The sequence below is a fragment of the Kitasatospora sp. RG8 genome, assembly GCF_017813315.1.
Classification (GTDB): Bacteria; Actinomycetota; Actinomycetes; order Streptomycetales; family Streptomycetaceae; genus Kitasatospora.
Genome location: NZ_JAGIYX010000009.1, coordinates 115,174 through 136,885 on the forward strand (window position 1 = coordinate 115,174; position 21,712 = coordinate 136,885).

Here is a 21,712-nt window from a genome sequence, read left to right on the forward strand (position 1 = left end):
TCCGCCCGAACCGCAGCCCGGTTGCCGCGAGAGGCGCACGGCACCGCCGCCACCCGGCACGCTGGGGCAGGCCCGACTCCCAGCGCCCTCCGGGCCCGCTGGTACCCGCCGTCCTCCCGGGCCGGGGTGCTTCTCCTCGGCCGGCTGCTCCTGACGCCGCCGCGGCGGGCCCCTCGTCCGGTCCGCACCGGCGCCAGGCCCGAGTTCCACAACTTCGCTACAAGACAACCGCGTTACCCATCGGTGGTCCACGTCCTTGGAATCATCCTGCTGGGCGCCGGGGAGGTGTCCGGACGCGAACGAGGGGGCTGCGATGAACGCACGGATCGAGGACGCGAGGCCGCCCGGCCGCACCCGGGCCTCCGGAGCCGCCGTCCGCGCACTGGCCCGGGGCCTGCTCCTGCTGGCGGGCCTGGCCACCGTCGTCCTCGGCTTCAGCCGGTTCGTGGACGCCTACGACTCGGTGGACGCCTACCGCTCGGCCCCGCGCTGCGGCACCGCGGCGGCCGCGCCCGGCGCGCCCTGCGTACGCCACGAGACCGGCAAGGTGACGGCGCGGACGATCGACCACACCGGCGACAGCGACAGCTACGACCTGACCGTGGCACGCGAGAGCGGGCCCGGCCACACCTTCAGCGTCGGCAAGGCCTTCTACGACGGGGCGAAGGTCGGCACCGACGTGGACCTGAAGATCTGGAACGGCCGACTCGTCGAGGTCTCCTGGCACGGGCACCGCGCCTCGCCGCCCGACATCCCCTGGCTGAGCTCCTTCAAGCTGGCTCTCCTGGTCGGGGCGGGGTCGGCCCTGGTCGTGTGCGGCTTGGCCTGGCCGCGCGGGAGCGCCCAGGCGGTGCCGGTGATCGCCGCCTTCTGGATCGCCCTCTTCTCCTTCCTCGGCAGCTTCTTCCTCTGCCTCGCCCAGTGGCCCTTCGCCGTCACCCTGGCCGTCCCCGTCCTCGGCTGGCTGTTCGTGACCACCATCAGCACGTCGGTCGCCCGTGAGATCTGACCCCTCCGCACCGGCCGGACCGCCGGTGCGGCGCCGGGGGAGGTCGCCGGCGGGCCCTGGCCGGGCAGGTGCGGGCCGGCCGGCGGGGTGTCGGGGCTGCTGGAGGCCGCCCGGGCGGGCGGTGCGGGGTACCGGCCCGGTCAGCGGACCAGCAGGGCGGCGACCTCGTTGCCGTCGGCGTCCATGCAGGGTCCCAGCGAGTAGCCGTCCGGGTCGACGAGGCAGCCCAGCGCCGCACCACCCGGGCCGTTGTCCAGCAGCAGCCAGCCGTCGGCGAAGTCACCGGGTGCCGCGTCGCAAGGGATGCCCGCGGGGTCGACGCCGGCCTCGGCGAAGCTGTCGGCGAGGTGGGCGGCGCGGTCCCAGTGGCCCTCCTCGGGCGTGCGCTGCCGCAGCGCGGCCAGCGCACGGGCGGCCACCGACACGGCGACGTCCGTTCCCGCGTGGACGTCGCGGCCGTGCAGTACCAGCAGGCCGGAGCCGGCGATCACCCCGTCGGTGTCCCAGCTCGCCTCCACCGGGCGGGTGTCGCCGTACTGCACCAGGATCGCCCGCACTTCGCGGTCCCCGGCCGGGCCGTCGAGCACCAGGTACACCGGACGCGGCCCCTTGCCGGCCGGGCAGCCCGCGGTCTCGCCCTCGAACGCGCCCTCGAACCAGGCGGTGCCGGTACCGAAGTTCATCTCGATCCGGCGGAACGGCGTGTCGTCGGGCAGCTCCCCGCCGGCGTCGAGCACGGGGAGCGCGGCGAACAGGGCGTCAAGGGTCTTGTCGAAGTCGTCCATGGCCGGTGAGGCTAACGCGCACCCCTGACACGACGCCTGCCGGGGGCGACGGTGCCGAGGCGCCCACCGTGCCGGGGTTGAACGATCAAGCGCCAACTGCACGGACGCGCCGGCTTCGGGTTACTGCGCAAGCGCGTTCTGCCGGCCCCGTGACCGCGCCTCGGCCGGTCACGGCGCCGACCGCCGGGGGTGTGTGCTTCGGCCGCCGCGTCACCCCGCCGCGTCACCCCGCCGGGCGCCCGGCCCACCGGTACACCGTGACCCCGCCGCCGGCCGCCGCCACCTCGTAACCGGCCGCCGGCAGGGCGGCCTGCGCCGCCAGCTGCTCGTGCTCGGACACCGGGAAGTCGCCCGGCCGGTCCGTCACCGCCACCCACCGGGCCTGCGGGCGCCGGACCGACGGCCCGGCCGACACATCGGCGTCCGGCGTGCTGAGGTAGGGGAACAGCGAGACCGTGCACCGGCCGGTGAGCTGGGCGGCGAGTCGGTTGGCGGCGGCCACCGTCGCGCCGTCCGGGATCACCGCGAGCACCTGCCGGGCGGTCCGCACGTCCGGCCCCGGCCCGGAGAGGGACGGAACCGGCGCGACGGCCAGGGCGAGGGCCAGCGCCGCCACAGGCACACCCCGGGCCGCGTACCACAGCACCCGCGCGGCTCCGGGCGGCCCGTCCTGCCCGCCCGCAACGCGGTTGCGCCCGCCCGCCAGCCGGTGCAGGCCGTCCGCCAGGGCCACGAAGAGCACCGGCATCAGCACCGCGTTGTAGTGGTACCCGGTGTCCCAGTACGTGGGGTTCGGCGTCCAGAACCGGCCCGCCAGCGGCAGCACCAGCAGCAGGCTCAGCGGCGAGCACAGCGCCACGAAGACCGTCGGCGCGAGCAGCGCGGCGACGGTGTGCCACTTGACCGCGGGCAGCAGCAGCCGGGTCACCGCATTGCCGTGCCAGGCACCGTTCGCGCCGTAGGCGTACACCCCGTCGGGGTTCATGGCCGGGACCACCACCAGCACCGCCAGCAGCGTCGCCGCGACGGCCGCCAGCACCGTCGCCGCGCCCAGCCGGCGCCGGCCGCGCCACCAGAGGTACAGGCCGATCCCGGCCACGACCAGCCCCTGGTCCTCCTTCACCAGCAGCAGCGGCAGCGCCCAGCCGGCCGCCGCCCGGTACCGGCCGCGGGCCAGCGCCGCCACCGCGCCCGCGACCAACGGAACGGCCAGCGCCACCTCGTGGAAGTCGAACGTGCTCGCCCGCCAGAGCCCCCAGGACAGTCCGTAGGCCGCCCCGACGGCCAACCCGCCCATCCGTCCGAGCAGTTCCACGGCCAGCCCGGTGACCGGAACGCAGGAGAGCGCGAACAGCACGGCCTGGACCACCAGCAGCGTGGTGGCGCCGGGGAACATCCGGTAGAACGGCGCCAGCACCACCAGCAGCGGACTGAAATGGTCGCCGAGCAGCGGAAATCCGCTCCCTTTCAGCGTGGCCACCGGGGCCGCCTGCAGCGCGGCGTAACCGCGCACCCCCTGCTCGAATATCCCCAGGTCGAAACCGGTCGACTCCATCCGCCAGTGCCGGGGCACCGACAGCAGCAGGGCGTACCCGCCGACCGGCAGCACGGGAATCCAGGAAAGCACGCGAGGGGAAAGTCGGAAGCGTTCACTCATCACCCGGTGGACGCTAGGAAAACCCCGCTGAAGGAATTCTGAACGAACCTGAGGATCCATTCAGGAAGGACGTTCCCGGCACATCGGTCAACTGATTTGTGGACAACGGTAATTGACTTATCATGAGCCGATGCGCCTTTTGATGGTCGAAGACGAGGAACGGCTCGCCCAGTCGCTGAGCCAGGGCCTGCGGGCGGAGGGCTACGCCGTCGACGTGGTCGGCGACGGCCTGCTCGGCCTCGAACAGGCCCGCACCGGCGACTACGCCGCCATCGTGCTCGACCTGATGCTCCCCGGTCTCAACGGCTTCCGGGTCTGCGAGGCACTGCGCCGCGACGCCAACCCCGTCCCGATCCTGATGCTCACCGCCAAGAACGGCGAGTACGACGAGGCCGAGGCACTCGACTGCGGAGCGGACGACTTCCTCAGCAAGCCCTTCTCCTACGTGGTCCTCACCGCCCGGCTGCGCGCCCTGCTGCGCCGCAGCGGCACGGCCCGCCCGCCCGTGCTGGCCCTCGCCGACCTGCGGATCGACCCGGCCGCCCGCCGCTGCACCGTCGGCGACGGTGAACTGCGGCTGACCGCCAAGGAGTTCGGCGTCCTCGAATGCCTGCTCCGGCGCCCCGACCAGGCGGTGCCCAAGACCGAGATCCTGGACGCCGTCTGGGATTCGGCCTTCCGCGGCGACGTCAACATCGTCGAGGTCTACATCGCGGCGCTGCGCCGCAAGCTGGACCGGGCCGGGGCGCACTGCCTCATCGAGACCGTCCGCGGCATCGGCTACCGGCTGGCGCCCGGTGCGCACTGACCCGCTCGCGCAGCCGTTCGGCGGATACCGCTCCTGGTGCTCGTGGCGCCCCGGTGTCCGGCTGCGGTCGGCTCTGGCGGCACTGCTCGCCTCGGCGGTGGCCTTCGGCATCGCCACGGTCTGGGCCGGCCGCACCGTACAGGAGGAGCTGGAGTACGCGGCCACAGCCCGCGCCGGGCTCATGGTGCAGAACTTCGCGCACAAGATCCCGGACGGCCCCGACGAGCCCTTCCAGGACGTCTCCTACGCCGTGATGGCCGAGGACGGCCACTGGCTGCGCTCCTCCCTTCTGTCCGCCCAACTCCAGCGCGAGGCCCCGCGCCTGGGCCTGCTGCCGATCGACCCGGGGGCCAGACGGAGCCGGATCGAGGGCGAGCCGACGTCGCCGCGCTGCTGCGAATCCGTCGACGAGGTCGCGGTCCGCCTCCCGTCCGACGTCCTCCCGAGCCTGGGAACCTGGCGGCTCAGGGGCCGGACGGTCCGCTTCTACCGCACCCTCGCCGGCCCGTTCACCAGTGACCAGCTGGCCAAGTACTCCGGCATCACCAACCTGCCACCGCAGTGGCTCACCGTCTACGTGCTGATCGACACGCAGGAGGCCGAGCAGGCCGCCGCCACCGTCACCCACCTCCTCGGCTCCCTCCTGGCCCCCGGCGCCTCGCTCTTCGTCGCACTCACCGCCTGGCTGGTCACCGGCTTCGCGCTGCGCCCGGTCGAGTCGGTCCGGCGCGGGATGGCCCGGATCGGCGCCGGTGCGTTCCACGAACGCGTCCCGGTGCCGCCCTCCCGGGACACCGTCGCCCGGCTCGCCATCACCACCAACACCACGCTCGACCGGCTGGAACGCGCGCTGGCCGAGCAACGCCGGCTGGTCGCCGACGCCTCGCACGAGCTGCGCAGCCCGCTGGCCGCGCTGCGCAGCACCCTGGAGGTCCCGCTCGCCCACCCGGCGCAGGCCGACTGGCCCGCGGTGGTGGCCGGGGCGCTGACCGACACCGAACGCCTGCAGGGCCTCGCCGACGACCTGCTGCTGCTCGCCCGCACCCAGGAGGCCGGGGCCGACGGCAGGGCGGAGGGCACCGTCGAGCTGTACGGCCTGATCACCGAACAGCTCGCCGAGCGCGGCCACACCGACCCCGGCCTCACCTTCCGCTTCGAACCCCTGGAGGGCCTGGGGGAGCAGGCCGAGGTGCTGGTGCCCGGCCGGGAGGTCCTGGTCGGCCGGATCCTGCGCAACCTGTTGGACAACGCCGCCCGCCACGCCGACGAAACCGTCACCGTCCGGCTCGGCGCCACCGGCGGCTGGGCCCGGCTGGAGGTGGACGATGACGGCCTCGGCATCCCCGTCGGCGACCGCGAGCGCGTCTTCGACCGCTTCGTCCGCCTCGACACCGCCCGCAACCGCGCCACCGGCGGCGCGGGTCTCGGCCTCGCCCTGGTCCGCACCATCGCCACGTCCCTCGGCGGCACCGCGACCGCCGGGCCCCCGCCGTGCGGGTTCGGCGGCCACCTGGTGGTCCGCCTGCCGCTGGCCGATGGCTGACGCCGGAGGCCGGGGCGGGCGAGGCGGCCGGCAGCAGCCGGCCAAAGCCCTGTGCGTCGCGGCGGGGTCGGTGGGCACGGATGTCGCCGTGCGGGCCGCCCGGCGACGGCGCGGTCTGCCGCGCCGCCTGGGCAACAGGGAGGCCCGGCGTCCTCGCAGCTCCTCGCGGCAGCTCTTCCCGGCAGCTCTTCCCGGCACCGGGCCGGGCCCGGCTGCTACAAAGGCGTTCGAACACTCCGACACCCCTTGCGAATCGACCGCCCGGGAGCGCGACATGCCCGAGACCGAACCGCCCTTCCTGATGACCGTCGAGGACGTCTTCGGTGCCCACCCTGCCGGAACGGCCCTCTGCGGCGAGGTCCGGCAGGGCGTGGTGCGCATCGGGGACGAACTGGAGGTCGTCGGCCTGCTGCCCACGCGGCGCTTCACGGTCAGCGCCCTCGAGGAGTTCCGCAAGCCGCTGGCCGAGGCCCGGGCCGGTGCGAACATCGCCGTCCTGGTCCCCGGCGTCAACCGCGAGCAGGTCTCGGCCGGCCAGGTCCTCGCCACCCCGGGCACCATCCGGCCGCACACCCGGCTGCGGGTCACGCTGCGCGCTGCAACGGAGCCCGGCGCAGCCCTCCAGCTGCTTTTCTCCCCGCGCTCGCCGGCGGTGGACGCGACGGTGGACCTGCCGCCGGGCGCCGGCGCGATCGCACCCGACGTCGCCGTCGACGTCACCCTGGGCCGGCCGGTCGTCTGCGAGGAGGGGGCGGAGTTCAGTGTGGTGATCGACACCGGCCACCCCGTCCGCTCCACCCGCCACATCGGCGGCGGCCGGATCACCGCGACGCTCGACTGACCCTGCCCGACGGCAACACCGCCGCCCGGCACCGGACGTGGCGACTCGAAGGAACGGCCGGCTCGGCCGGGAGCCGGGCAGGTGTCCGGGACGGTCCGCCCGGTGGCGGGGCGGGTTCGGCACCCCCCGGAGGGGCACCCCCGGGAGAGACCGGGAGTTGGAACCGGGCATGCGGGGGCGGGAACGGGCTCTGAGCGGTGGCCGGGCGCCGCGGATTGTCGGTCCCGGTCGGCAGGATGGGGGGCACTGCAGCAGCCCGCGCCGAGGAGTACCGTGACCGCCGCCACCGAGCCGACCTTCCGCCCCGTCTTCCAGGCCCTCTGGTGCGCCACCGACCTCGGCCCGCACCGCCGGTGCGGCGGCACGTACGAGTGGTACGACCCCGACGTGCTGCCGCCGCTGGACCCGGCGCGTTTCGACGGCGGGTTCGGGTGGCTCGGCGGCACGGGCCCGGTGGTGCCGGAGCTCGCCGGGCACCTCGATGCCGTCGCCGCCGAGCTGGCGTGCGCCGGGGTCGTGCTGCCCGCCGACTTCACCGCTTTCCAGACCGGCGCCGGCAGCCACCTGGCCCTGGACGCGGTGTCGGCCACGGCCTGCTGGACGGATGTCTCCTCACCGATACCGAGCCCGGTGGAGCCCGGTGCCTTCCTGGTCCGCTTCCTGCGCGACCAGCAGGACTGCGTGCACTGGTACCTCTACCTCCGTCCCACCGGTGAGGCCTTCGTGGTGGCCTCCCCGCTGGACCTCGCGCACGCGCCCGAGTGGGACGAACCGGGCGTGCCGGTGGACTGGTTCGGGGCGGTCGCCCGGTGCGCTTCCTCGTTCGAGGAGTTCGCGTACCGCTTCTGGGTGGAGAACCGCCTGTGGTTCGTGCTGCACGGCTACGGCGAGGAGGGCATGGACGACGAGCTCGCGGGATACCTCGCACACTACGCGCGGGTTTGACGCCGGGTAGGGCGGTGGAGCCGGCTCAGGAGGCCGCTGCGGGGACGAGGTGGTCGAGTCCCTGCGCGCTGCCCGTCGCGGCCTCGGCCGAGCGCGGCAGCATGATGCCTTCGTAGGCGCGGACGGCGTCGTCGACACCGGGTTCGGTGACGAGGGCGTGGGCGAGGTCGGAGCCGTCGAGCATGGCGAGATTGGCGCCCAGCCCGACCGGGGGCATCAGGTGCGCGGCGTCGCCGAGCAGTGTGACGCCGGGAACGTGCTCCCAGGTGTGCGGTGCGGGCAGGACGAACAGGGGCCGGTTGACGAACCCGCTGTCGTTGTTGCGCAGGACGTAGCGCAGGCTCTCGTCCCAGCCGTCGAACATCTCCAGCAGGTGCGTCCGCACGGCCCGCCGGTCGTCGAGGTCGATGCCGGCGGCCAGGTGCCAGTCCTGCGGCGCGCGGAACGCGATGTAGGCGCGGATGTGGCCGTTGCTGTTGCGCTGGGCGACCAGGGACCTGCCGGCGCCCTTCACCAGCATCGATCCGTTGCCGACCAGCCGCGCGAGGTCGGGATGGCGGGTGTCGCAGTGGTCGAATCCGGTCTCGACGAAGGTGACACCGGTGTAGCCGGGTCCGGCGTGCGACAGGGCCGGGCGGACGCGCGACCAGGCGCCGTCGGCGCCGACCACCAGGTCGAAGTCCTGGGTGGTGCCGTCGCCGAAGAGCAGCCGGCAGGTGCCGTCCGTCAGCGGGGTGACCCCGGTGACGGCGCGGTCCCACCGCACCGTGCCCTCGGTGAGCGAGTCCAGGAGCAGGCCGCGCAGTTGGCCCCGGTCGATCTCCGGCCGGCCGCCGTCGGCGGAAGGCCCCTGATGTGTCAGGAGGGCGGCGTCGGCGAAGTCGAGCACGCGCCACTCCTCGCCTTCGGGGCGGGCGAGGGCATGGAACCGGTCGAGGAGCCCCGCCGCGCGCAGGGCGGCCTGGCCGGTGTCGGCGTGCAGGTCGAGGGTGCCGCCCTGCGGGCGGGCGTCGGCGGAGGCCTCGCGTTCGAAGACGGTGACGGAGCGGCCGTGTTGCTGCAGGACCCGGGCGCAGGTGAGGCCGCCGAGGCCGGCACCGACGATCGCGACGCGGGGACCACGGGCAGGGTTCGGGGCAGGGTTCGGATCAGGGGTCATGGGGTGTCCCTCAGGGGGTGGGTGAGCCGCCGGGAGGTCCGGCCCCACCAAGAAAGCACACTCGTTAAATAAGTGCAACGACTCAACTTTTGCAGTGGATTCACCCTGAGGTACGGTATGCGGGTGACCGAACCGACCGGGCGCCGCGAGCGCAAGAAGGCCCAGACCCGCCAGTCCCTGGCCGACGCCGCACTCGAGCTCTTCCTCGACCGCGGCTACGACCAGGTCGGCGTCAAGGACATCGCCGACGCCGCCGACGTCTCGGTGACCACCCTGTTCAAGCACTTCTCCGGCAAGGAAGCCCTGGTCTTCGACCAGGACGACGACCTGGAGCGGGCGCTCGTCGCCGCCGTGCGCGACCGCACCCCCGGCACGTCGATCCCCCAGGCCCTGCGCGAGCACATCCTGCGGGGGCAGACCCAGTTCGCCGTGCACGCCACGGATCCGCGGTTCGCCGACTTCACGCGCATGGTGCAGGAGACCCCTGCACTGCGTGACTACGCCCACCGCATGTGGACGCGCCACGAAGCGGCCCTGGCACGGGCCATCGCCGAGGCCGCAGGCGCCCCCGAGGACGACGTCAGCTGCGCCGCCCTGGCTCATTTCGCCCTGGAGGCCCGCGGCCTCATCCTGCGGCACGCCGAGCCGCACCGCGCCGCCGACGAGGCCTTCGCCCTGCTCGAACACGGCTGGGCGGCCTCCCACCCGGGCAGCTGACCCGGGCAGTTGACCCGGTCTGCGCCGGCCGCGCCCGAGCCGGGCGAGGCCGGACGAGGCCGGGCGAGGCCGGGCGAGGCCGTGAGCGGCCGCCGCTGCCGGCCGCTCAACCTCCAGCCCGACCTCCACCCGGGCCCGGGTGCCCTGCGCCACCCCGCCGGGAGATGGAGCGGGCCCGGCAGTGGCGGGAGGCCCTCCTGCCCGAGTTCCCGCAGTCGGCGACCGGCGCGCGCCGCCCGCGGGTCTCGTGGCGTTCGGCGGCTGCTGACGGTCTCAGTCGTTGTCGATCTTGTTCCCGGCGGGGTTGAGCACGTACCAGCCCGCACCGAACGCCTGGGACCCCTGGCCGTTGGTGTCGCCGGGGTTGTGGTCACCCGAGAAGTAGTAGAGCGGGTGGCCGTGGTAGGTCACCTCGACGCTGTGGTCGGCGCGGGTGACGGTGCCGAGCTCGGACGCGGTGACACCGGTGCCCGGCTGCGGGGCGCCGCTGGTGGTCAGCGGCGGCCAGGCCGAGGCGCAGGTGCCGGCGCAGTTCGACATGGTGGGGGAGTCCTTCTCGAACAGGTACACCGTGCGGCCCTGGTTGTCGGTCAGGATCATCCCCAGGTTCGAGGTGTGCACTGCGACGACGGTCCCGCCCGAGCCGGCCGCGGCCGCCGGCGGGGACGAGGGCGGGGACGAGGGCGCGCCGGGTGACACCGCCGCCGGTGCGGACGAGGCGGGCGAGGAGGACGGGGTGCTGCTACCGCTGCTGCACGCAGCGACCCCCAGGGCGATTGCGGGCAGCGCCATGGTTGCCCAGACGAGACGGCGCATGATCGATGCTCCTTCCGCGGACCGCCGGCCCCGGAGCGGGGCCCGTGCGAGCGTGCCACCCTCCGGTACGTGGCCCGACCCGCCGGCGTTCACCCGTCTGTCACTGTTCCCGCCCGTCGGTCCTCGCCTCGATGACCGGCGCCACCGTCCGCGGCCGGGGCCTCTCCCGGCAGGGGCGTCGCCCGGCCGGGCCTTGCTCGGCCGCGGACGGCCGGGGGCACGTGCCTCTGCCGCCCCGGGGGGAACTCCTTCCACCTGCACGAGAGTTCGCTCCGCCGGCCGGTGAGGGCGAGCAGCCGGCGCCGGCCCCTGTCCCGCAAGGAGTCCGGGACGTGCTGCGGCGGCGGCCCGCCCCGCTCGCGCCGACCGTCACGGCCGGACTGCGGCTGGCGGGATGCGGGCGAGGAGTTCGTGGGCGGCCCGGGTCAGGTAGGTGACGGCTTCGTCCGGGGGCGTCTGCGGCCCGCGGTCCCAGAGCACTCCCAGCACGTCGACCAGGGGCGCCAACTCCTCGGACGGCCCGTAAGCCTCCGCGACGTTCTCGATGATGAGTTCGGCGCCCTCGAAGGGGTCGAGCCATCCGCCGACGATCTCGGCGGCCCACCAGCGGGCGAGCGCCAGCCGGCCCTCCCAGTAGTCCTCGGGCGGGTGGAAGCCGAACCCGAGCTCGTCCATCACCCGGTCGAACAGCTCCGAGGCCTGGTCCTCCTCACCGCCCAACAGCCAGGCGAGGAGCCACAGCGACGGTGTGTCGACCCCGGCGACCAGGGCGCGGAGTGCGGCCTGGATCAGAACGCCCGGGTCCGCGCGCCGGCCGTCGACCCACTCGTGGGCGAGCCCCCGGAGCTCACGCACTGCCTCGTCCACCGTTGCGGGGGCTTCGCTCGTCGCCATGGCGGCATGCTGCCACGCGCCGCCGGCGTTCGCGAAGCCGATATCGCGTCGCCGGACGCCGCCTGCGCCGCCGCCTGCGCCGTCGCCGGGCCCGGCCTCGCGGGCCGGCCGTGAAGGGCCGTCAGCCGATCTGTTCGGCCAGGGCGAGGATGATGCCTGAGGGGCCGCGGAGGTAGCAGAGGCGGTAGACGTCCTTGTACTGCGCTACCTCGCCGAGGAGTTCGGCGCCGTGGGGGCGCAGGCGGGCGATGGTGTCGTCGCCCCGGGTCGCCGCGGAGTCCACCGGACGCGACTTGCCCGCAGGCCGCCATTCGAGCGGCCCGCCCGCACCCCCGCCCGGGTGAGCCCTGGCCTCCTGGGGCGGCCGGTCTCCCGCCCGCCCGGGGCCGGGCTGCGCGGTGGCCGGCGTGGTCGGGCGGGGGAGCGTACGTGACGGAGATCGTGGCGGAGGGTCTACGGCGGCGCCCGGGTGTGCCCGGCCGGTTTGTGACCCGTCGTCGCCGCGCCACCGGAGACAGCGAGTCCACCGACATCGACGCACACCAGGCCGCGGCTCAGCGAGTTCGTGTGCCGCCCGGTGTGATGGTGTGTGGCATGCCGCTGTTGGAGCAATCGGGGCACAAGGGCCGTCCGGTCGTCACGCTGTGCCTGTTGATCGCGCTCCGGACCAGGGACACCACCGCTGCACCGGTCGCGTGATCCAGCACCCCGAAGCACCTCAAGCCATCACATCGGGAGACACCAGTGATCAGACACCACGCCCCAGGACATCCCGTCGCCGAAGGAGAGGCAGGCGTCCGCGCTCGTGCGCGGTGGCGGCAGGCCGGGGTCGTGGCGGGGGTGTGCGTGGCGCTGGCCGGTACCGGGCCGATCCCCGCGACCGCCGCGGCAGCGGGGTCGGCGTCGGCCACCACCCCGGTGCGGACCCGAGGAAGTGACCCGGTGTTCACCTTCGGCTTCACCGGCGCCCCGCAGAGCCTCACCATCCCGGCCCAGGCGGTGGTCACGATCACCGCCGACGGCGCGGGCGGCGCCGACAGCACCGGCACCTCCTGTTCCGTCACGGGGACGGGCGGAACGGGGGCGCGGGTCGTCACCACTCTCCCGCAGACCACCGCCCCGACGACGGTCACCGTCAACGTCGGCGGCACGGGCGGCAAGGGCTGCAACGGCACGGGTACGGGGGGTGCCGGCGGGTTCAACGGCGGCGCTTCGGGTGGGGGCATCTCGGCCACCGGTTTCCGGGCGGAAGGGCCGGGTGGGGGCGGGGCTTCCAGCGTCAGCGTGGGCTCCTTCCTGGTGGTCGCCGGGGGCGGCGGTGCCGCCGGGGGTACCGGAGGCGGCCTGGCGGGTGGCAACGGGGGCAACGGCGGGACAACGCCCGATGCCACCGCCGGTACTGCGGGAAGCGCCACCGGCCCTGGGGCCGCGGCAGGGCACGGTGGGGGCGGCGGCAGCACCAGCACGACCACGGGTGGTGCGGGCGGGACGGCCGGCACCGTCCCGTTCTGTATCGCCACGCCGGGTGGGCCGGGAGGCGGGTTCGCCGGTACCACGATCGGCACCGGCGGCACCGGCGGAGCGATCGACGGCGGCTGTGCCGCCACTGCCACCGGTGCGGGCGGGGGCGGGGGCGGCGGGTACTTCGCCGGCGGGGGCGGCGGCAGCGGTGCCGTCAACAACACCGGCACCGCGGCAAGCGGCGGCGGTGGCGGTGGCGGGAGCAGCTTCGCGACCCCGTCGGGCACCGGGACGTCCTATGCGCTGTCCACGATCGGGACGGCGAACCACAACGGCCAGGTGATCATCAGCTACACCGTGGGCGAGCCCATCACCACGACCATGACCGCGATGCCCCAGCGCACCCGGATCGGCTCGCCGGTCGTGCTCAACGACATCGTCTGCCCCAGCGGGAGCTCCACGACCAGGCCCACCGGAACCGTCACGTTCACCGACACCACCACCGGGACGACCCTCGGCACGGGACGCCTGTTCCTCTCCCTCGGCAGGTGCGCCGCCGGCGGGACGGTCACCGCCTTCCGCACGGCCGGCATCCACACCATCACCGCCGTCTACAGCGGCGACTCGGTGTACCAGGACAACAGTGCCAACCCCGAGACCATCACCGTGGCGGTGAACCCCTGATCAGAGCGCCGCAGCAGCACCGAGGGGCACACCCTCATCAACTGTGACAAGCACTGCTGCCGGCGCAGGTAACAGCGTGATGCCAGGCGGGGCCCGCGAGGACGCATCGCGGGCTCCGCCTCCATTGCGCCCGAGGCCGGCCCCGGGCTCACCGACACGGAGCGCACCCGTCCTCCTCCCCAGGGCGGGGTCATCCGCACCCTGCGCCATGGCGGCACCCCCCTGCACCACGGCGCCGGTGTCCGCTGTTCGCGTACTCGTTGCGGTGCGCTGCCCGGTACGGACGGACGTGCCCGGTTCATGCCCGTCCGGCCGCTCGGCGTGGGACTCGCCGGGCTCGCCGGACGGCGGGGCGGCTTCCCGGCTCGCTCAGGAGGCGCTGCCCACTGCCGCGCGCACGGCCGTGTGCAGCCGGGCATAGGTGGGGGCGAGGTCCCGCAGGTGCGCTGCCGCGGTCTGGTCGTCGCCGTGCACCAGCGGATACTGCAGGCCGCCCAGGATCCGGGCCTGGCGTTGCGCGATGGAGGCCGCGTGCGACAGTCCCAGCTCTCCGAGGCAGGTCGCCGCGTCGTTCAGACGGCGTGCTCCCACGCGGAGGCCGAACGCGGTGAGCAGCGTGCGGATGCCGGGGGGCGTGCCCTGGGCGACCAGGTCGGCGAGCGCCTCGACGGCGGCGGCTCCGCCCAGCGAGCCGGGCGGCATGGGCAGGTCGGCACGGCCGGCCAGCCACCGTTCGGCTTCCGGCAGCGACTGCCTGAGCGCGTCGGCAGGAGCGACCCGGCGTTGGCGCACGAAGCCGGTCCGCAGCACGAACGGCGCGTCGATGTAGCTGATCTCCTTGGCCTCCCAGGCGGCGAGGAAGGCCTGCGTGGGCATGGTCGCGTACGGGTGGCCGTGGGGGTCGTGGAGTTCGACGGTGTCCTGGTCGGCGGCGAGCACCACGACGTAGTGGTCACCGCCGTCGGCGGTCGGCGTGCCGGGCTGGTACAGCAGCAGCCCCATGTCCACCGGCCCGACCAGGACCGGGCCCTGCGAGCAGGCGGTCCGCAACCGCTCCAGGGCCTGCGCCGGTGTTCCGCCGTCGCTGCGCTCGCAACTCCAGCCCAACAGTGCGACCGCGGCGTCGAGGCCGGTCTCGGGATGCCAGCCGTAGGGGTCGAACAACGGCAGGGAACCGGCGATGAGCTGGGCGCCGAACGGTGAGCCGGTCAGCGTCTCGATGACTGCGGTGGAGGGGGACTCCGCTCCCAGCATCATGGCCAGCGAGTTGGTGAAGCAGTAAGGACCGGAGCCGACGTAGCCGAACACGGCGAACCTCTCGTAGGAGATGGAGGTGATCTCCGCCGGCGAGCGCCGGGCGGGTGGAAGCAGTCAACTCCCTCACACCGTGTCAGGGTCAACTGCTCGTCGAACCCGCCGCCGGCCTCTACAGCCCGACCCGCCCGGCCCGAAGGCACCGGGCGCCCATGCCGACCGGTGTCTTCATGCTGTCGGTCTCCTCCAGGAGAAGTTCTGCCCGTCGTGGAGGCGCTGAGGGCCGGCCCCACAGGGCCGGCCCTCAGGTGTTCGCCAGTTGTCAGTCCTGGTTGCGCAGCGAGCCGATGATGACGCCGTCCCGGCTCCGGCGCCACGCGGTCCAGCCGTCGGCGGCGGTGTGGGCGGCGGCTACGGCCGCGCCGGAGGGGGTCCGGTACGCCTTTCCGTCGAACTGCAGCCAGCCGTTGGGCAGGACGGTGGCCAGGTGCTTCACGCCCAGGCGCGGGCGTGACCAGTAGAGCTCCTCGCCGGCGACGAGGTCGCCGCTCTGCAGCATCGGCGCCAGCCCGCCGGGTGTGGTGCTGGTGGCGCTGTCGGAGCCGGTTTCGGCAGCCCGGATGTCGATGTGGATGTCGTCGCCCACGGTTCGGGTTTCGACGGTGGCGTTCGGCAGCGAGACGCGGATGACTACGGCCATTAGGCCCCCCTAATCTAGGTCTTTCACTTCTCAGAAGAGTACCACCTTCGGGCTGGCGCCCTCGTATGTGCTCTCTCCGGGGCCTGTGGCTGGCGGGTTGCGCTGGTGAGTTGGGGGTGATGCCCGGGCGTTGCCGAATCAGGCCGTAGCCGCCGTACGGGAGATGGGCGAGCTGGGTCCGGCTCGTGCCCGGCCGGGTGCGTGGAGGCCCGTGCAGCGGGGGCTCGGGTCCGTTGGTGTTGCCCGGCCCGGGGTGCCGTCACGCCGAGGTGACCCGGCGGGCCGGGGCCGGGGTGTGCGACACCTGGCGGACCGGGCCGCCGGCCAGGTCCCGCACAGCCCCGCGAGGCCCCGCCGCGTCCGATCGAAGTTCCATCACGTCCTGCCCGGGCCGCGGGCGGTGGTCCCGGGAGTGGCATGCTGCCGTGCATGACCGACACTCCCGACACCGGGGCCCCGGGAGGGGCCTGGTCGTTCGCGACTGCGCGCGAGCCGGCCGGGTTCCCCGCGGCCGAGGTCGAGGGCGTGCCCGGTGTCGAGCATGCCGGGGACAGGAACCGTACCCTCTGCGGGATCCGCGGGCGGTACCTGAAGCTCTTCCTTCACCACTTCCAGCCCCGGGGCCTGGCCTCCTGCCGCACGTGCCGCGTGCTGGCCGAGGCGGCGCCGTCCCGCCTGTGCGGGCAGGAACGCCTGCACGACCTGCTCCTTCAGGAAGCCGACGACGGGCCGCTGCGCACGGACCTGCTCGCCGCGCTGCGCCGGGGCGGACGGATCGCGCTCTGGATCACCGGCCCGGCGAAGGACCTCACCCGCTTCCACTCGCGGATCGACCGGATGACGCAGGGAGCCGGCCCGGCCGCCGAGGCGCTCACGGCGGCCGCGGTGGCCGGCGCCTCCGTCACGCTGGCCCGCGTCGAGGACACCGGCCGGCAGTACCTCGTCGTCCTGTCGCACGACGGCCGCGCCCGTATCGCGCGCGGGGCTGCCGATGCCGCTCCCGCGGCTTCGCCCGGTCCTTCTCCCACTGCGCCGGACCGCGAAGCCCGCCCCTGACCCGGGCCGGGCAATTCGCTGCCCCTGACCCGGGCCGGGCGGTTGGCCGCCGCAGGCCTGCCCGCGGTCCGGACGGAGTAAGGACATCGGCGGCCTGGACGGCTGGGGCCCCGGCCTCCTGCGGCCGCCAGGCCGCCCACCTGCCCTGCCCCCGCACTCCAGCGGATTCCGCCGCGTGGGACGGACGGGCCCGTGGTCGACGAGGGGATCTCACAGCGGACCTGAGGATCAGCGTCAATGTCAGTGGTGATCGCCATCATGGGGGACATGACCAACGCGAACCTGGCCACCGGCAGTGTCTGGCGGCTCCACCACCGCGACCAGGAGGTTGCCCGGCTGACCGTGACCGGCGCCGACATGCCCTGGACTCACGCCGACGTCGAGACACTTCCCGGCTTCGAAGAGTTCCGTCCGCTGTTCGCGGAGCAGGAGCGGGCCGTCGACGAAGAGGACTGGGAGCAGATCGACGCGTGCGACTTCCGGATCCGCAGTGCGCTCACCATGACTTTTCCCGACGGAAGTCCCGTCGCCGAGTTCATGCTGCACATCCACGACGACGGCACCGCCGGCTGGCGCTGGCACGACGAGCCCTTCGACACGGCGAACCAGTGACGCGCCGGCTTCGCCGCATCGGGGGCGCGGAAGCCGTCCGCTCCTACGGCGAGCCGGACACCGCCGGGCCCGTGATCCGGCACGTCGAGTTGCAGGAGCCCCGGAAGCAAGGCAGTGGCCGCCGCGGCGCCGGCCGAGTGGCAAGAAGCCCAAGGTGCCGGTCAGTTGGCTGAATGCGTGAGCGCCTACGGTCCGACTGCGGGACCGCCCGTCTCCGAGGGGGAGGGGCGCGGCCCGCAGTGGTTGTCGGCCGATGAGTGAGTTCGAGGCCGTTCGGCCGACCCCCCGCCGGCGGCTCTGCCCCGAGTAGGGCGGTCCCGGAGGCCCTTGCGTCTAGCCAGGTACGCCACCTCCACGTAGCGTGGTGGACCGGTGACTGAGGGGAGTCCGCGGTGCAGCAATGGGGATGGTTGTGGGGCGACACTCTGTCGAACATGCGGCCCCGGTGACGAACACCCTCCACTACTCCGGTGTCAGCGCCCGGGACGAGCTCGCCTCGGTGATCCGCGCCGAGGTCGATGAGCCCGAATACAGAAGAGTCGCCGACATGATCGAGGCGGCGACCCCTCCTCTGGCGGCCGTGGCCGGAGCCGACGTGTTCTTCGTCGTCCAGCTCGATGCGAACTTCAAGCCCGTCATGGACCGCTCCTTCACCCGCAAGTACGACGCGGCGTTCGAGTACGCCGTGAAGAAGCGGGGGCGCGGACGCCCGAAGCTCTGGGGCTGAAGCGAGCCGTCGACAGCGGGCGGACACGCTCGCGAGGACACGGTGGTACCACGCCCGCGGGCCCGTGCCCATGAGCGCCTGGCTTCTGCGGACCGGCTGCTGCGCCCGGTCGCCGGGCCGCGCACCTGCTGCGCCCCGCCCCCTCGGGACAGGGGCTGTAGCAGCGGCAACGGCAGTGGCGGGGTGTCCAGGTGACGTGCCGGCAGCCGGTCCGCCGGGCGCGTGGCCGTAGCGGGAGACCGCTGGTTATCAGCGCCGGGGCGCCGGGTCACTCGCCCTGGCCGGCGCTTCCCATCGGGCCGATCTTCACCGAGGATCCGCTGCCGTCCGTGACGGGCAGCGAGCCGGTGCCCGGCCAGGGCAGGGTGACCGACTGGGTCTCGTCCGGCGGGGTCACCACCAGGCCGGTGATCTTGACGCCGGATCCGCCCGAGGTGTTGGCCGGGTAACTGATGCCGAAGTACGTCGACTTGCCGTTCTTCACGACGCCCGCGACGACCGGCTCACCGGAGCGCTTCGCGGGCAGCGTGCCCGCGGAGGTCTTCAGGTCGACGCCCGCGTACCCGGAGAGCGTGCAGTCCTTGCCGCTGTGGTTCTTCAGCTCGACCACGACGGTGTTCTCGGCGTCGCCGGTGATGGTGCGGTCCGCGGCGGTGATGGTCAGATCTGCGGTCCGGCACTTGGCGGTCTTCCCGGCCCCGGTGGAGCCGGCCGGTGCGGCGGTAGCGGGCGTGCTGCCCTTCCCCGAACCACCCGAAGCCGAACCACCCGAGGCCGAACCACCCGAGGCCGGAGCACCCGAAGCCGGAGCACCCGAAGCCGAGCCGCCGGAGGCCGGACCGCCGCTGGGGGAGGCACCGGTGGACGTGGTCGGGGCGGCGGTCGGGGCGCCCTGCGCGGTGCCCGTCTCGTCGTCCTGGCAGGCGGTGAGCGAGAGGGCGGCGGTGACGGCCAGGGCGGCGAAGGCGAGCTTGCGGACGCGCACGGTGTTTCCTCCGGGTGGGGCGGCAGTGCCTGGTGCTCGGTGCGAGCGGGTTTCCGAAGACCAGGACCGCCCTCCCGGACGAACCGTTCCGCCCGGGCCGCCCTCAGGACAGTGCTGTGACATGTACGGCCGGAAGCCACCCGCGCTGTCGCCCGCCGTACCGCGCCGCACCCCGCCCCCGACCTGCCCGGATGCCCGCTTCACACCGCCGCCGCGCACCACCGACGCCGTCGCCGGCCACCGGGACAGACCCGTGACCCGGACGACCTTGACCACAGACCGCGACACACCGCGACCACGACAGCACGACGCGCTCAGTCCCAGTCCCAGCCCAAGTCCTGGCGCAGGCAGAGCAGGCAGAGCAGGCAGAGCGGCAGGCCGCCGGCCACCAGGCGCGTGCAGGGGCGGCCACCTGCGGGTGATGGTCCGTCACGATCCCACCGTGGCAGTACCGGGGGCTCGCGGGGGCCGTGACGGGGCTCGGGGTGGACGCGCCGCAATCACCGACCGCTCCTGCTGCTCCTGGTTGCCGTACGCTCGGCCGCTCCCGCATCACGCGCCCCCCTTGCGCGGACCGAGGCCCGACCGTCCTGGCAGCGATTCCGAGCGGGGACTGGACTTTGGCCGACTCTGTCCCTCTCAAGCGTCGAATGGACCGATAGGTTGACGAGGTCATGGCATGTAATTGCGACGACAGGAGGCTTGAATGTCTGTTCGAAAGCGCGTGGCGCTGACGGCAGCCGCCATTGCCGGTGTGGCTGCTGGGCTGTTGGGCGCGCCTGCCGCTTCGGCCGCCCCGACGTCCCTCTACAACTGCACCACCAACTACGTCGAAGGCAGTCTGGGGCACAAGGGTGCAGCGATAACCTGCCGGGGCGGAACGAACGACTACTTCTTCGGGTCCATCGACTGCAAGAGGTTCGACAACGGATACGTCTACCACCACGAAGGCCCGATCGTCCGAGCCGGGCAGACGTCCACGGTGTGGTGCGACTACAACGCCAAGGTGATAGCGACCTTCTACACGGCGGTCTGAACCGACGCGCCCTGGGAGGACGTTCGGTGGGGGAGCCCCCCGACCGTCCGGCTCTGATCGACGCGGCACGGACTCGGTCCAGGACCTCGTGGCGGCCGGGTCCGTGTCCGCGGTACTGATCAACCCTGAGGAACGACGCCGGTACGAATACCTCGTACAGCAGCCGGCAGCCGGGGATCGTCCTGCACGCCCACGCGCGTGCGGCCGACGGTGTGTGGCCGCGGTGCCGGGGGTCGTCGCGGCGCGTGCACGGTCGCTATGTCCGTCGTCTGGCAGATGCGGCGGCTTGCGCTGCGGTCACGGTCGTCGAGCAGCCGAATTGGCTGACGCCGGACCCCGCGGAGCCGGGAAAATGCGTGATCGCTGACATGCTCCTCGGGCCTCCGCGGACGTGCTGTCAGACGTAGGCCATAGGATCCACCGGTGGTAGAGATATCGAAGCTTCCCGGCCACTTCGCTCCCGATACGCACGGTGTCAGCGATCCTCTTCTGCTCCGACGCCGGGGTGAACGGGCACACTGGCAGAACGTGCAGGCATACAGGCGGGAGCCCCTCGGCGAGCGCGTGAACGCCCGTGAGGTGTTCAAGCACGAGAACGAGTTGAGCCGCTGGGTCTCCACCCACCTGGCTGAGGTCGCTCGACCCGCGGGCATCACGGGAGGTCTGCACCTCGTAGGCACGGAGCACCAGGCCGGCCGGGGACGGATCGACGTCCTGGCAGCCGTGGGCTCGGCAGCGGCAGTCAAGACGCGCACTCCCGCCTACGTGGTGATCGAAAACCAGCTCACGGCGTCGGATGACGACCACCTGGCCAGGCTCATCAAGTATGCCGCGGTCATCGGGGCCAAGCACGCCATCTGGATCACTCCCTCCTTCTCCGACGACCACGTCGACACCATCTGCCGGCTGACCAGCGATACCAGATGTTCGTTCACGGCTTTGCGCCTGGTCGCGGAACGTGTCTGCCGCGGGGAGGCCGAGGTCTTCTTCGAGCCGGTCGCGGACTTCGCCACCCTGCGTGCCGAACGCCATGGCCTCGACGACCTCCCCCACGACGATTCCTGGGCACATCGCCCGGGGTCCAAGCGTCTGCGGCAGGACACCCCGGCTCGGACGCGGGCCGGCAACAGCCCATGGTTCAAGGCTCCGCGCCAGCCACAACAGACGACTTAACCGTCCCCCGGGTGCCATCGTTTCCGACACTCGAACGATGCTGCCCGTGGCGCAAACCGGGGTGGGGGAGGGGGATGCATCGGAACGAAAAGACCGGCGTCAAGCCCCAGTTGCCCCTGGAGGTCTCGGCTGACTGAGCATCACATACGCCGGTCGCGGGAAGCGAGTGCGCTCCGCGTGACACGCCCGTGAACGTTCGGGCGTGTCCGGATCGATCAGGAATAAAGAAGCGCGGTTCACGGAGTCGCCTCTAGCCTGCTCACCATGGAGCTCACCATTCACACGACGTCTCTTCCGCACGACGACCCGGACGCGTCGCTCGCCTTCTACCGCGACGTCCTCGGCTTCGAGGTCCGCAGCGATGTCGGGCAGGGCAGGATGCGCTGGATCACGGTCGGCCCGGCCGGTCAGCCGGGCACGTCGATCCTTCTGGCGCCGCCTGCCGCCGATCCCGGCATCACCGAGGACGAGCGCCGCACGATCACCGAGATGATGGCCAAGGGCACCTACGGCTGGATCCTGCTGGCCACCCCGGACCTCGACGCCACGTTCGAGAAGGTGCAGGCCGGTGACACCGAGGTCGTCCAGGAGCCGACCGAGCAGCCGTACGGCGTCCGCGACTGCGCCTTCCGCGACCCCGCGGGCAACCTGATCCGCATCCAGGAGCTGCGCTGAGCCGTGCGGGTACCGGTGCGGCCGTGCGGGCCGACATCGCAACCCGCGTGACCCCGCCGAGGAACGCGGCGGCGCACCGGAGCGGAAGCACCTGCCCTGCCGGTCGCCGGCCCGGTCCGCGTCCGGGTCCGGGGCCTGGTCCTCGTTGAACCGGTCATGAGCCCGGGCTCCGCCC

General features: G+C 73.2%; 22 protein-coding genes and 1 pseudogene. 14 read left to right on the forward strand and 9 right to left on the reverse strand.

Annotated features, from left to right (window positions below; genetic code table 11):
* Positions 1-313 precede the first annotated feature (313 nt).
* The gene (locus tag J5Y04_RS16240) at positions 314-1,009 is read left to right on the forward strand and encodes a hypothetical protein (RefSeq protein WP_209412734.1); all 696 of its coding nucleotides are present in this window, start codon (positions 314-316) and stop codon (positions 1,007-1,009) included.
* Positions 1,010-1,149: 140 nt separating this feature from the next.
* Here J5Y04_RS16240 and J5Y04_RS16245 read toward each other — a convergent pair whose 3' ends face one another.
* Positions 1,150-1,794, reverse strand: coding sequence for a hypothetical protein (locus J5Y04_RS16245; RefSeq protein ID WP_209412735.1), 645 nt, complete (start codon positions 1,792-1,794; stop codon positions 1,150-1,152).
* A 223-nt stretch (positions 1,795-2,017) separates the two neighbouring features.
* Complete coding sequence (locus tag J5Y04_RS16250; RefSeq protein WP_209412736.1) at positions 2,018-3,421, reverse strand: DUF2079 domain-containing protein; 1,404 nt, start codon at positions 3,419-3,421, stop codon at positions 2,018-2,020.
* A 160-nt stretch (positions 3,422-3,581) separates the two neighbouring features.
* Between J5Y04_RS16250 and J5Y04_RS16255 the strand changes: the two genes are divergently transcribed.
* The 4 genes from J5Y04_RS16255 to J5Y04_RS16270 all read left to right on the forward strand — a co-directional run bounded on the left by J5Y04_RS16255 (position 3,582) and on the right by J5Y04_RS16270 (position 7,588).
* Positions 3,582-4,259 carry a response regulator transcription factor gene (locus J5Y04_RS16255; protein ID WP_209412737.1) on the forward strand — a complete coding sequence of 226 codons (678 nt, stop codon included), beginning with the start codon at positions 3,582-3,584 and terminating at the stop codon, positions 4,257-4,259.
* Positions 4,249-5,802, forward strand: coding sequence for a HAMP domain-containing sensor histidine kinase (locus J5Y04_RS43215; RefSeq protein WP_209412738.1), 1,554 nt, complete (start codon positions 4,249-4,251; stop codon positions 5,800-5,802). The genes J5Y04_RS16255 and J5Y04_RS43215 overlap by 11 nt, the downstream gene beginning before the upstream one ends.
* Positions 5,803-6,076: 274 nt before the next feature.
* Positions 6,077-6,643: an EF-Tu/IF-2/RF-3 family GTPase gene (locus J5Y04_RS16265; protein ID WP_209412739.1), complete on the forward strand. Its 567-nt coding sequence runs from the start codon at positions 6,077-6,079 to the stop codon at positions 6,641-6,643.
* A gap of 273 nt (positions 6,644-6,916) precedes the next feature.
* Positions 6,917-7,588, forward strand: a complete 672-nt coding sequence (locus J5Y04_RS16270) for a hypothetical protein (protein WP_209412740.1) — start codon at positions 6,917-6,919, stop codon at positions 7,586-7,588.
* Between the two features lie 25 nt (positions 7,589-7,613).
* Here the strand turns inward: J5Y04_RS16270 and J5Y04_RS16275 are convergent, their stop codons facing one another.
* Positions 7,614-8,747: an NAD(P)/FAD-dependent oxidoreductase gene (locus J5Y04_RS16275; RefSeq protein WP_209412741.1), complete on the reverse strand. Its 1,134-nt coding sequence runs from the start codon at positions 8,745-8,747 to the stop codon at positions 7,614-7,616.
* Positions 8,748-8,870: 123 nt separating this feature from the next.
* Here J5Y04_RS16275 and J5Y04_RS16280 point away from each other — a divergent pair, with 123 nt between their 5' ends.
* Entirely contained in the window at positions 8,871-9,464 is a 594-nt protein-coding gene (locus J5Y04_RS16280; RefSeq protein ID WP_307853144.1) for a helix-turn-helix domain-containing protein, read from the forward strand.
* Between the two features lie 273 nt (positions 9,465-9,737).
* Here the strand turns inward: J5Y04_RS16280 and J5Y04_RS16285 are convergent, their stop codons facing one another.
* The 3 genes and pseudogenes from J5Y04_RS16285 to J5Y04_RS16295 all read right to left on the reverse strand — a co-directional run.
* Entirely contained in the window at positions 9,738-10,280 is a 543-nt protein-coding gene (locus J5Y04_RS16285) for a hypothetical protein (RefSeq protein ID WP_245204899.1), read from the reverse strand.
* 369 nt (positions 10,281-10,649) lie between these two features.
* Complete coding sequence (locus tag J5Y04_RS16290) at positions 10,650-11,174, reverse strand: hypothetical protein (protein ID WP_209412743.1); 525 nt, start codon at positions 11,172-11,174, stop codon at positions 10,650-10,652.
* A gap of 121 nt (positions 11,175-11,295) precedes the next feature.
* Positions 11,296-11,433, reverse strand: a pseudogene (locus tag J5Y04_RS16295) (VOC family protein); the annotation flags it as partial.
* Positions 11,434-11,603: 170 nt separating this feature from the next.
* On the opposite strand from J5Y04_RS16295, the gene J5Y04_RS16300 reads away from it, so the two are divergent.
* Positions 11,604-11,873, forward strand: a complete 270-nt coding sequence (locus J5Y04_RS16300) for a hypothetical protein (RefSeq protein ID WP_209412894.1) — start codon at positions 11,604-11,606, stop codon at positions 11,871-11,873.
* Positions 11,874-12,116: 243 nt separating this feature from the next.
* Entirely contained in the window at positions 12,117-13,319 is a 1,203-nt protein-coding gene (locus J5Y04_RS43530) for an Ig-like domain repeat protein (RefSeq protein WP_307853145.1), read from the forward strand.
* 369 nt (positions 13,320-13,688) lie between these two features.
* Here the strand turns inward: J5Y04_RS43530 and J5Y04_RS16310 are convergent, their stop codons facing one another.
* The gene (locus J5Y04_RS16310) at positions 13,689-14,627 is read right to left on the reverse strand and encodes a hypothetical protein (protein ID WP_209412745.1); all 939 of its coding nucleotides are present in this window, start codon (positions 14,625-14,627) and stop codon (positions 13,689-13,691) included.
* Positions 14,628-14,895: 268 nt separating this feature from the next.
* Positions 14,896-15,273, reverse strand: a complete 378-nt coding sequence (locus J5Y04_RS16315; RefSeq protein WP_209412746.1) for a hypothetical protein — start codon at positions 15,271-15,273, stop codon at positions 14,896-14,898.
* Between the two features lie 429 nt (positions 15,274-15,702).
* Here J5Y04_RS16315 and J5Y04_RS16320 point away from each other — a divergent pair, with 429 nt between their 5' ends.
* The 3 genes from J5Y04_RS16320 (at position 15,703) to J5Y04_RS16330 (ending at position 17,668) form a co-directional block, all read left to right on the forward strand.
* Positions 15,703-16,329 (forward strand): hypothetical protein, encoded by a 627-nt coding sequence (locus J5Y04_RS16320; RefSeq protein WP_209412747.1) that lies wholly within the window; start codon positions 15,703-15,705, stop codon positions 16,327-16,329.
* A gap of 267 nt (positions 16,330-16,596) precedes the next feature.
* Positions 16,597-16,941, forward strand: a complete 345-nt coding sequence (locus J5Y04_RS16325) for a hypothetical protein (RefSeq protein WP_209412748.1) — start codon at positions 16,597-16,599, stop codon at positions 16,939-16,941.
* Between the two features lie 445 nt (positions 16,942-17,386).
* The gene (locus tag J5Y04_RS16330; protein ID WP_209412749.1) at positions 17,387-17,668 is read left to right on the forward strand and encodes a hypothetical protein; all 282 of its coding nucleotides are present in this window, start codon (positions 17,387-17,389) and stop codon (positions 17,666-17,668) included.
* A gap of 268 nt (positions 17,669-17,936) precedes the next feature.
* On the opposite strand, the gene J5Y04_RS16335 is transcribed toward J5Y04_RS16330, so the two are convergent.
* Positions 17,937-18,653, reverse strand: a complete 717-nt coding sequence (locus J5Y04_RS16335) for a DUF4232 domain-containing protein (RefSeq protein WP_209412750.1) — start codon at positions 18,651-18,653, stop codon at positions 17,937-17,939.
* Positions 18,654-19,359: 706 nt separating this feature from the next.
* On the opposite strand from J5Y04_RS16335, the gene J5Y04_RS16340 reads away from it, so the two are divergent.
* From J5Y04_RS16340 to J5Y04_RS16350, 3 genes are all read left to right on the forward strand, one after another.
* Complete coding sequence (locus tag J5Y04_RS16340; protein WP_209412751.1) at positions 19,360-19,689, forward strand: hypothetical protein; 330 nt, start codon at positions 19,360-19,362, stop codon at positions 19,687-19,689.
* Positions 19,690-20,112: 423 nt separating this feature from the next.
* Entirely contained in the window at positions 20,113-20,862 is a 750-nt protein-coding gene (locus J5Y04_RS16345) for a hypothetical protein (RefSeq protein ID WP_209412752.1), read from the forward strand.
* 264 nt (positions 20,863-21,126) lie between these two features.
* A complete protein-coding gene (locus J5Y04_RS16350; RefSeq protein WP_209412753.1) occupies positions 21,127-21,537 on the forward strand; it encodes a VOC family protein in 411 nt (136 codons plus the stop codon).
* The last annotated feature ends 175 nt before the right edge of the window (positions 21,538-21,712 follow it).

What these genes read in the sequence shown, in the direction of transcription:
- J5Y04_RS16285 (WP_245204899.1), bottom strand. Translation starts at nt 10,280, where the DNA reads ATGCGCCGTCTCGTCTGGGCAACCATGGCGCTGCCCGCAATCGCCCTG.
- J5Y04_RS16350 (WP_209412753.1), top strand. Translation starts at nt 21,127, where the DNA reads ATGGAGCTCACCATTCACACGACGTCTCTTCCGCACGACGACCCGGAC.
- J5Y04_RS16240 (WP_209412734.1), top strand. Translation starts at nt 314, where the DNA reads ATGAACGCACGGATCGAGGACGCGAGGCCGCCCGGCCGCACCCGGGCC.
- J5Y04_RS16275 (WP_209412741.1), bottom strand. Translation starts at nt 8,747, where the DNA reads ATGACCCCTGATCCGAACCCTGCCCCGAACCCTGCCCGTGGTCCCCGC.
- J5Y04_RS16325 (WP_209412748.1), top strand. Translation starts at nt 16,597, where the DNA reads ATGACCAACGCGAACCTGGCCACCGGCAGTGTCTGGCGGCTCCACCAC.
- J5Y04_RS16245 (WP_209412735.1), bottom strand. Translation starts at nt 1,794, where the DNA reads ATGGACGACTTCGACAAGACCCTTGACGCCCTGTTCGCCGCGCTCCCC.
- J5Y04_RS16315 (WP_209412746.1), bottom strand. Translation starts at nt 15,273, where the DNA reads ATGGCCGTAGTCATCCGCGTCTCGCTGCCGAACGCCACCGTCGAAACC.
- J5Y04_RS16290 (WP_209412743.1), bottom strand. Translation starts at nt 11,174, where the DNA reads ATGGCGACGAGCGAAGCCCCCGCAACGGTGGACGAGGCAGTGCGTGAG.
- J5Y04_RS16340 (WP_209412751.1), top strand. Translation starts at nt 19,360, where the DNA reads ATGTCTGTTCGAAAGCGCGTGGCGCTGACGGCAGCCGCCATTGCCGGT.
- J5Y04_RS16265 (WP_209412739.1), top strand. Translation starts at nt 6,077, where the DNA reads ATGCCCGAGACCGAACCGCCCTTCCTGATGACCGTCGAGGACGTCTTC.
- J5Y04_RS16255 (WP_209412737.1), top strand. Translation starts at nt 3,582, where the DNA reads ATGCGCCTTTTGATGGTCGAAGACGAGGAACGGCTCGCCCAGTCGCTG.
- J5Y04_RS16320 (WP_209412747.1), top strand. Translation starts at nt 15,703, where the DNA reads ATGACCGACACTCCCGACACCGGGGCCCCGGGAGGGGCCTGGTCGTTC.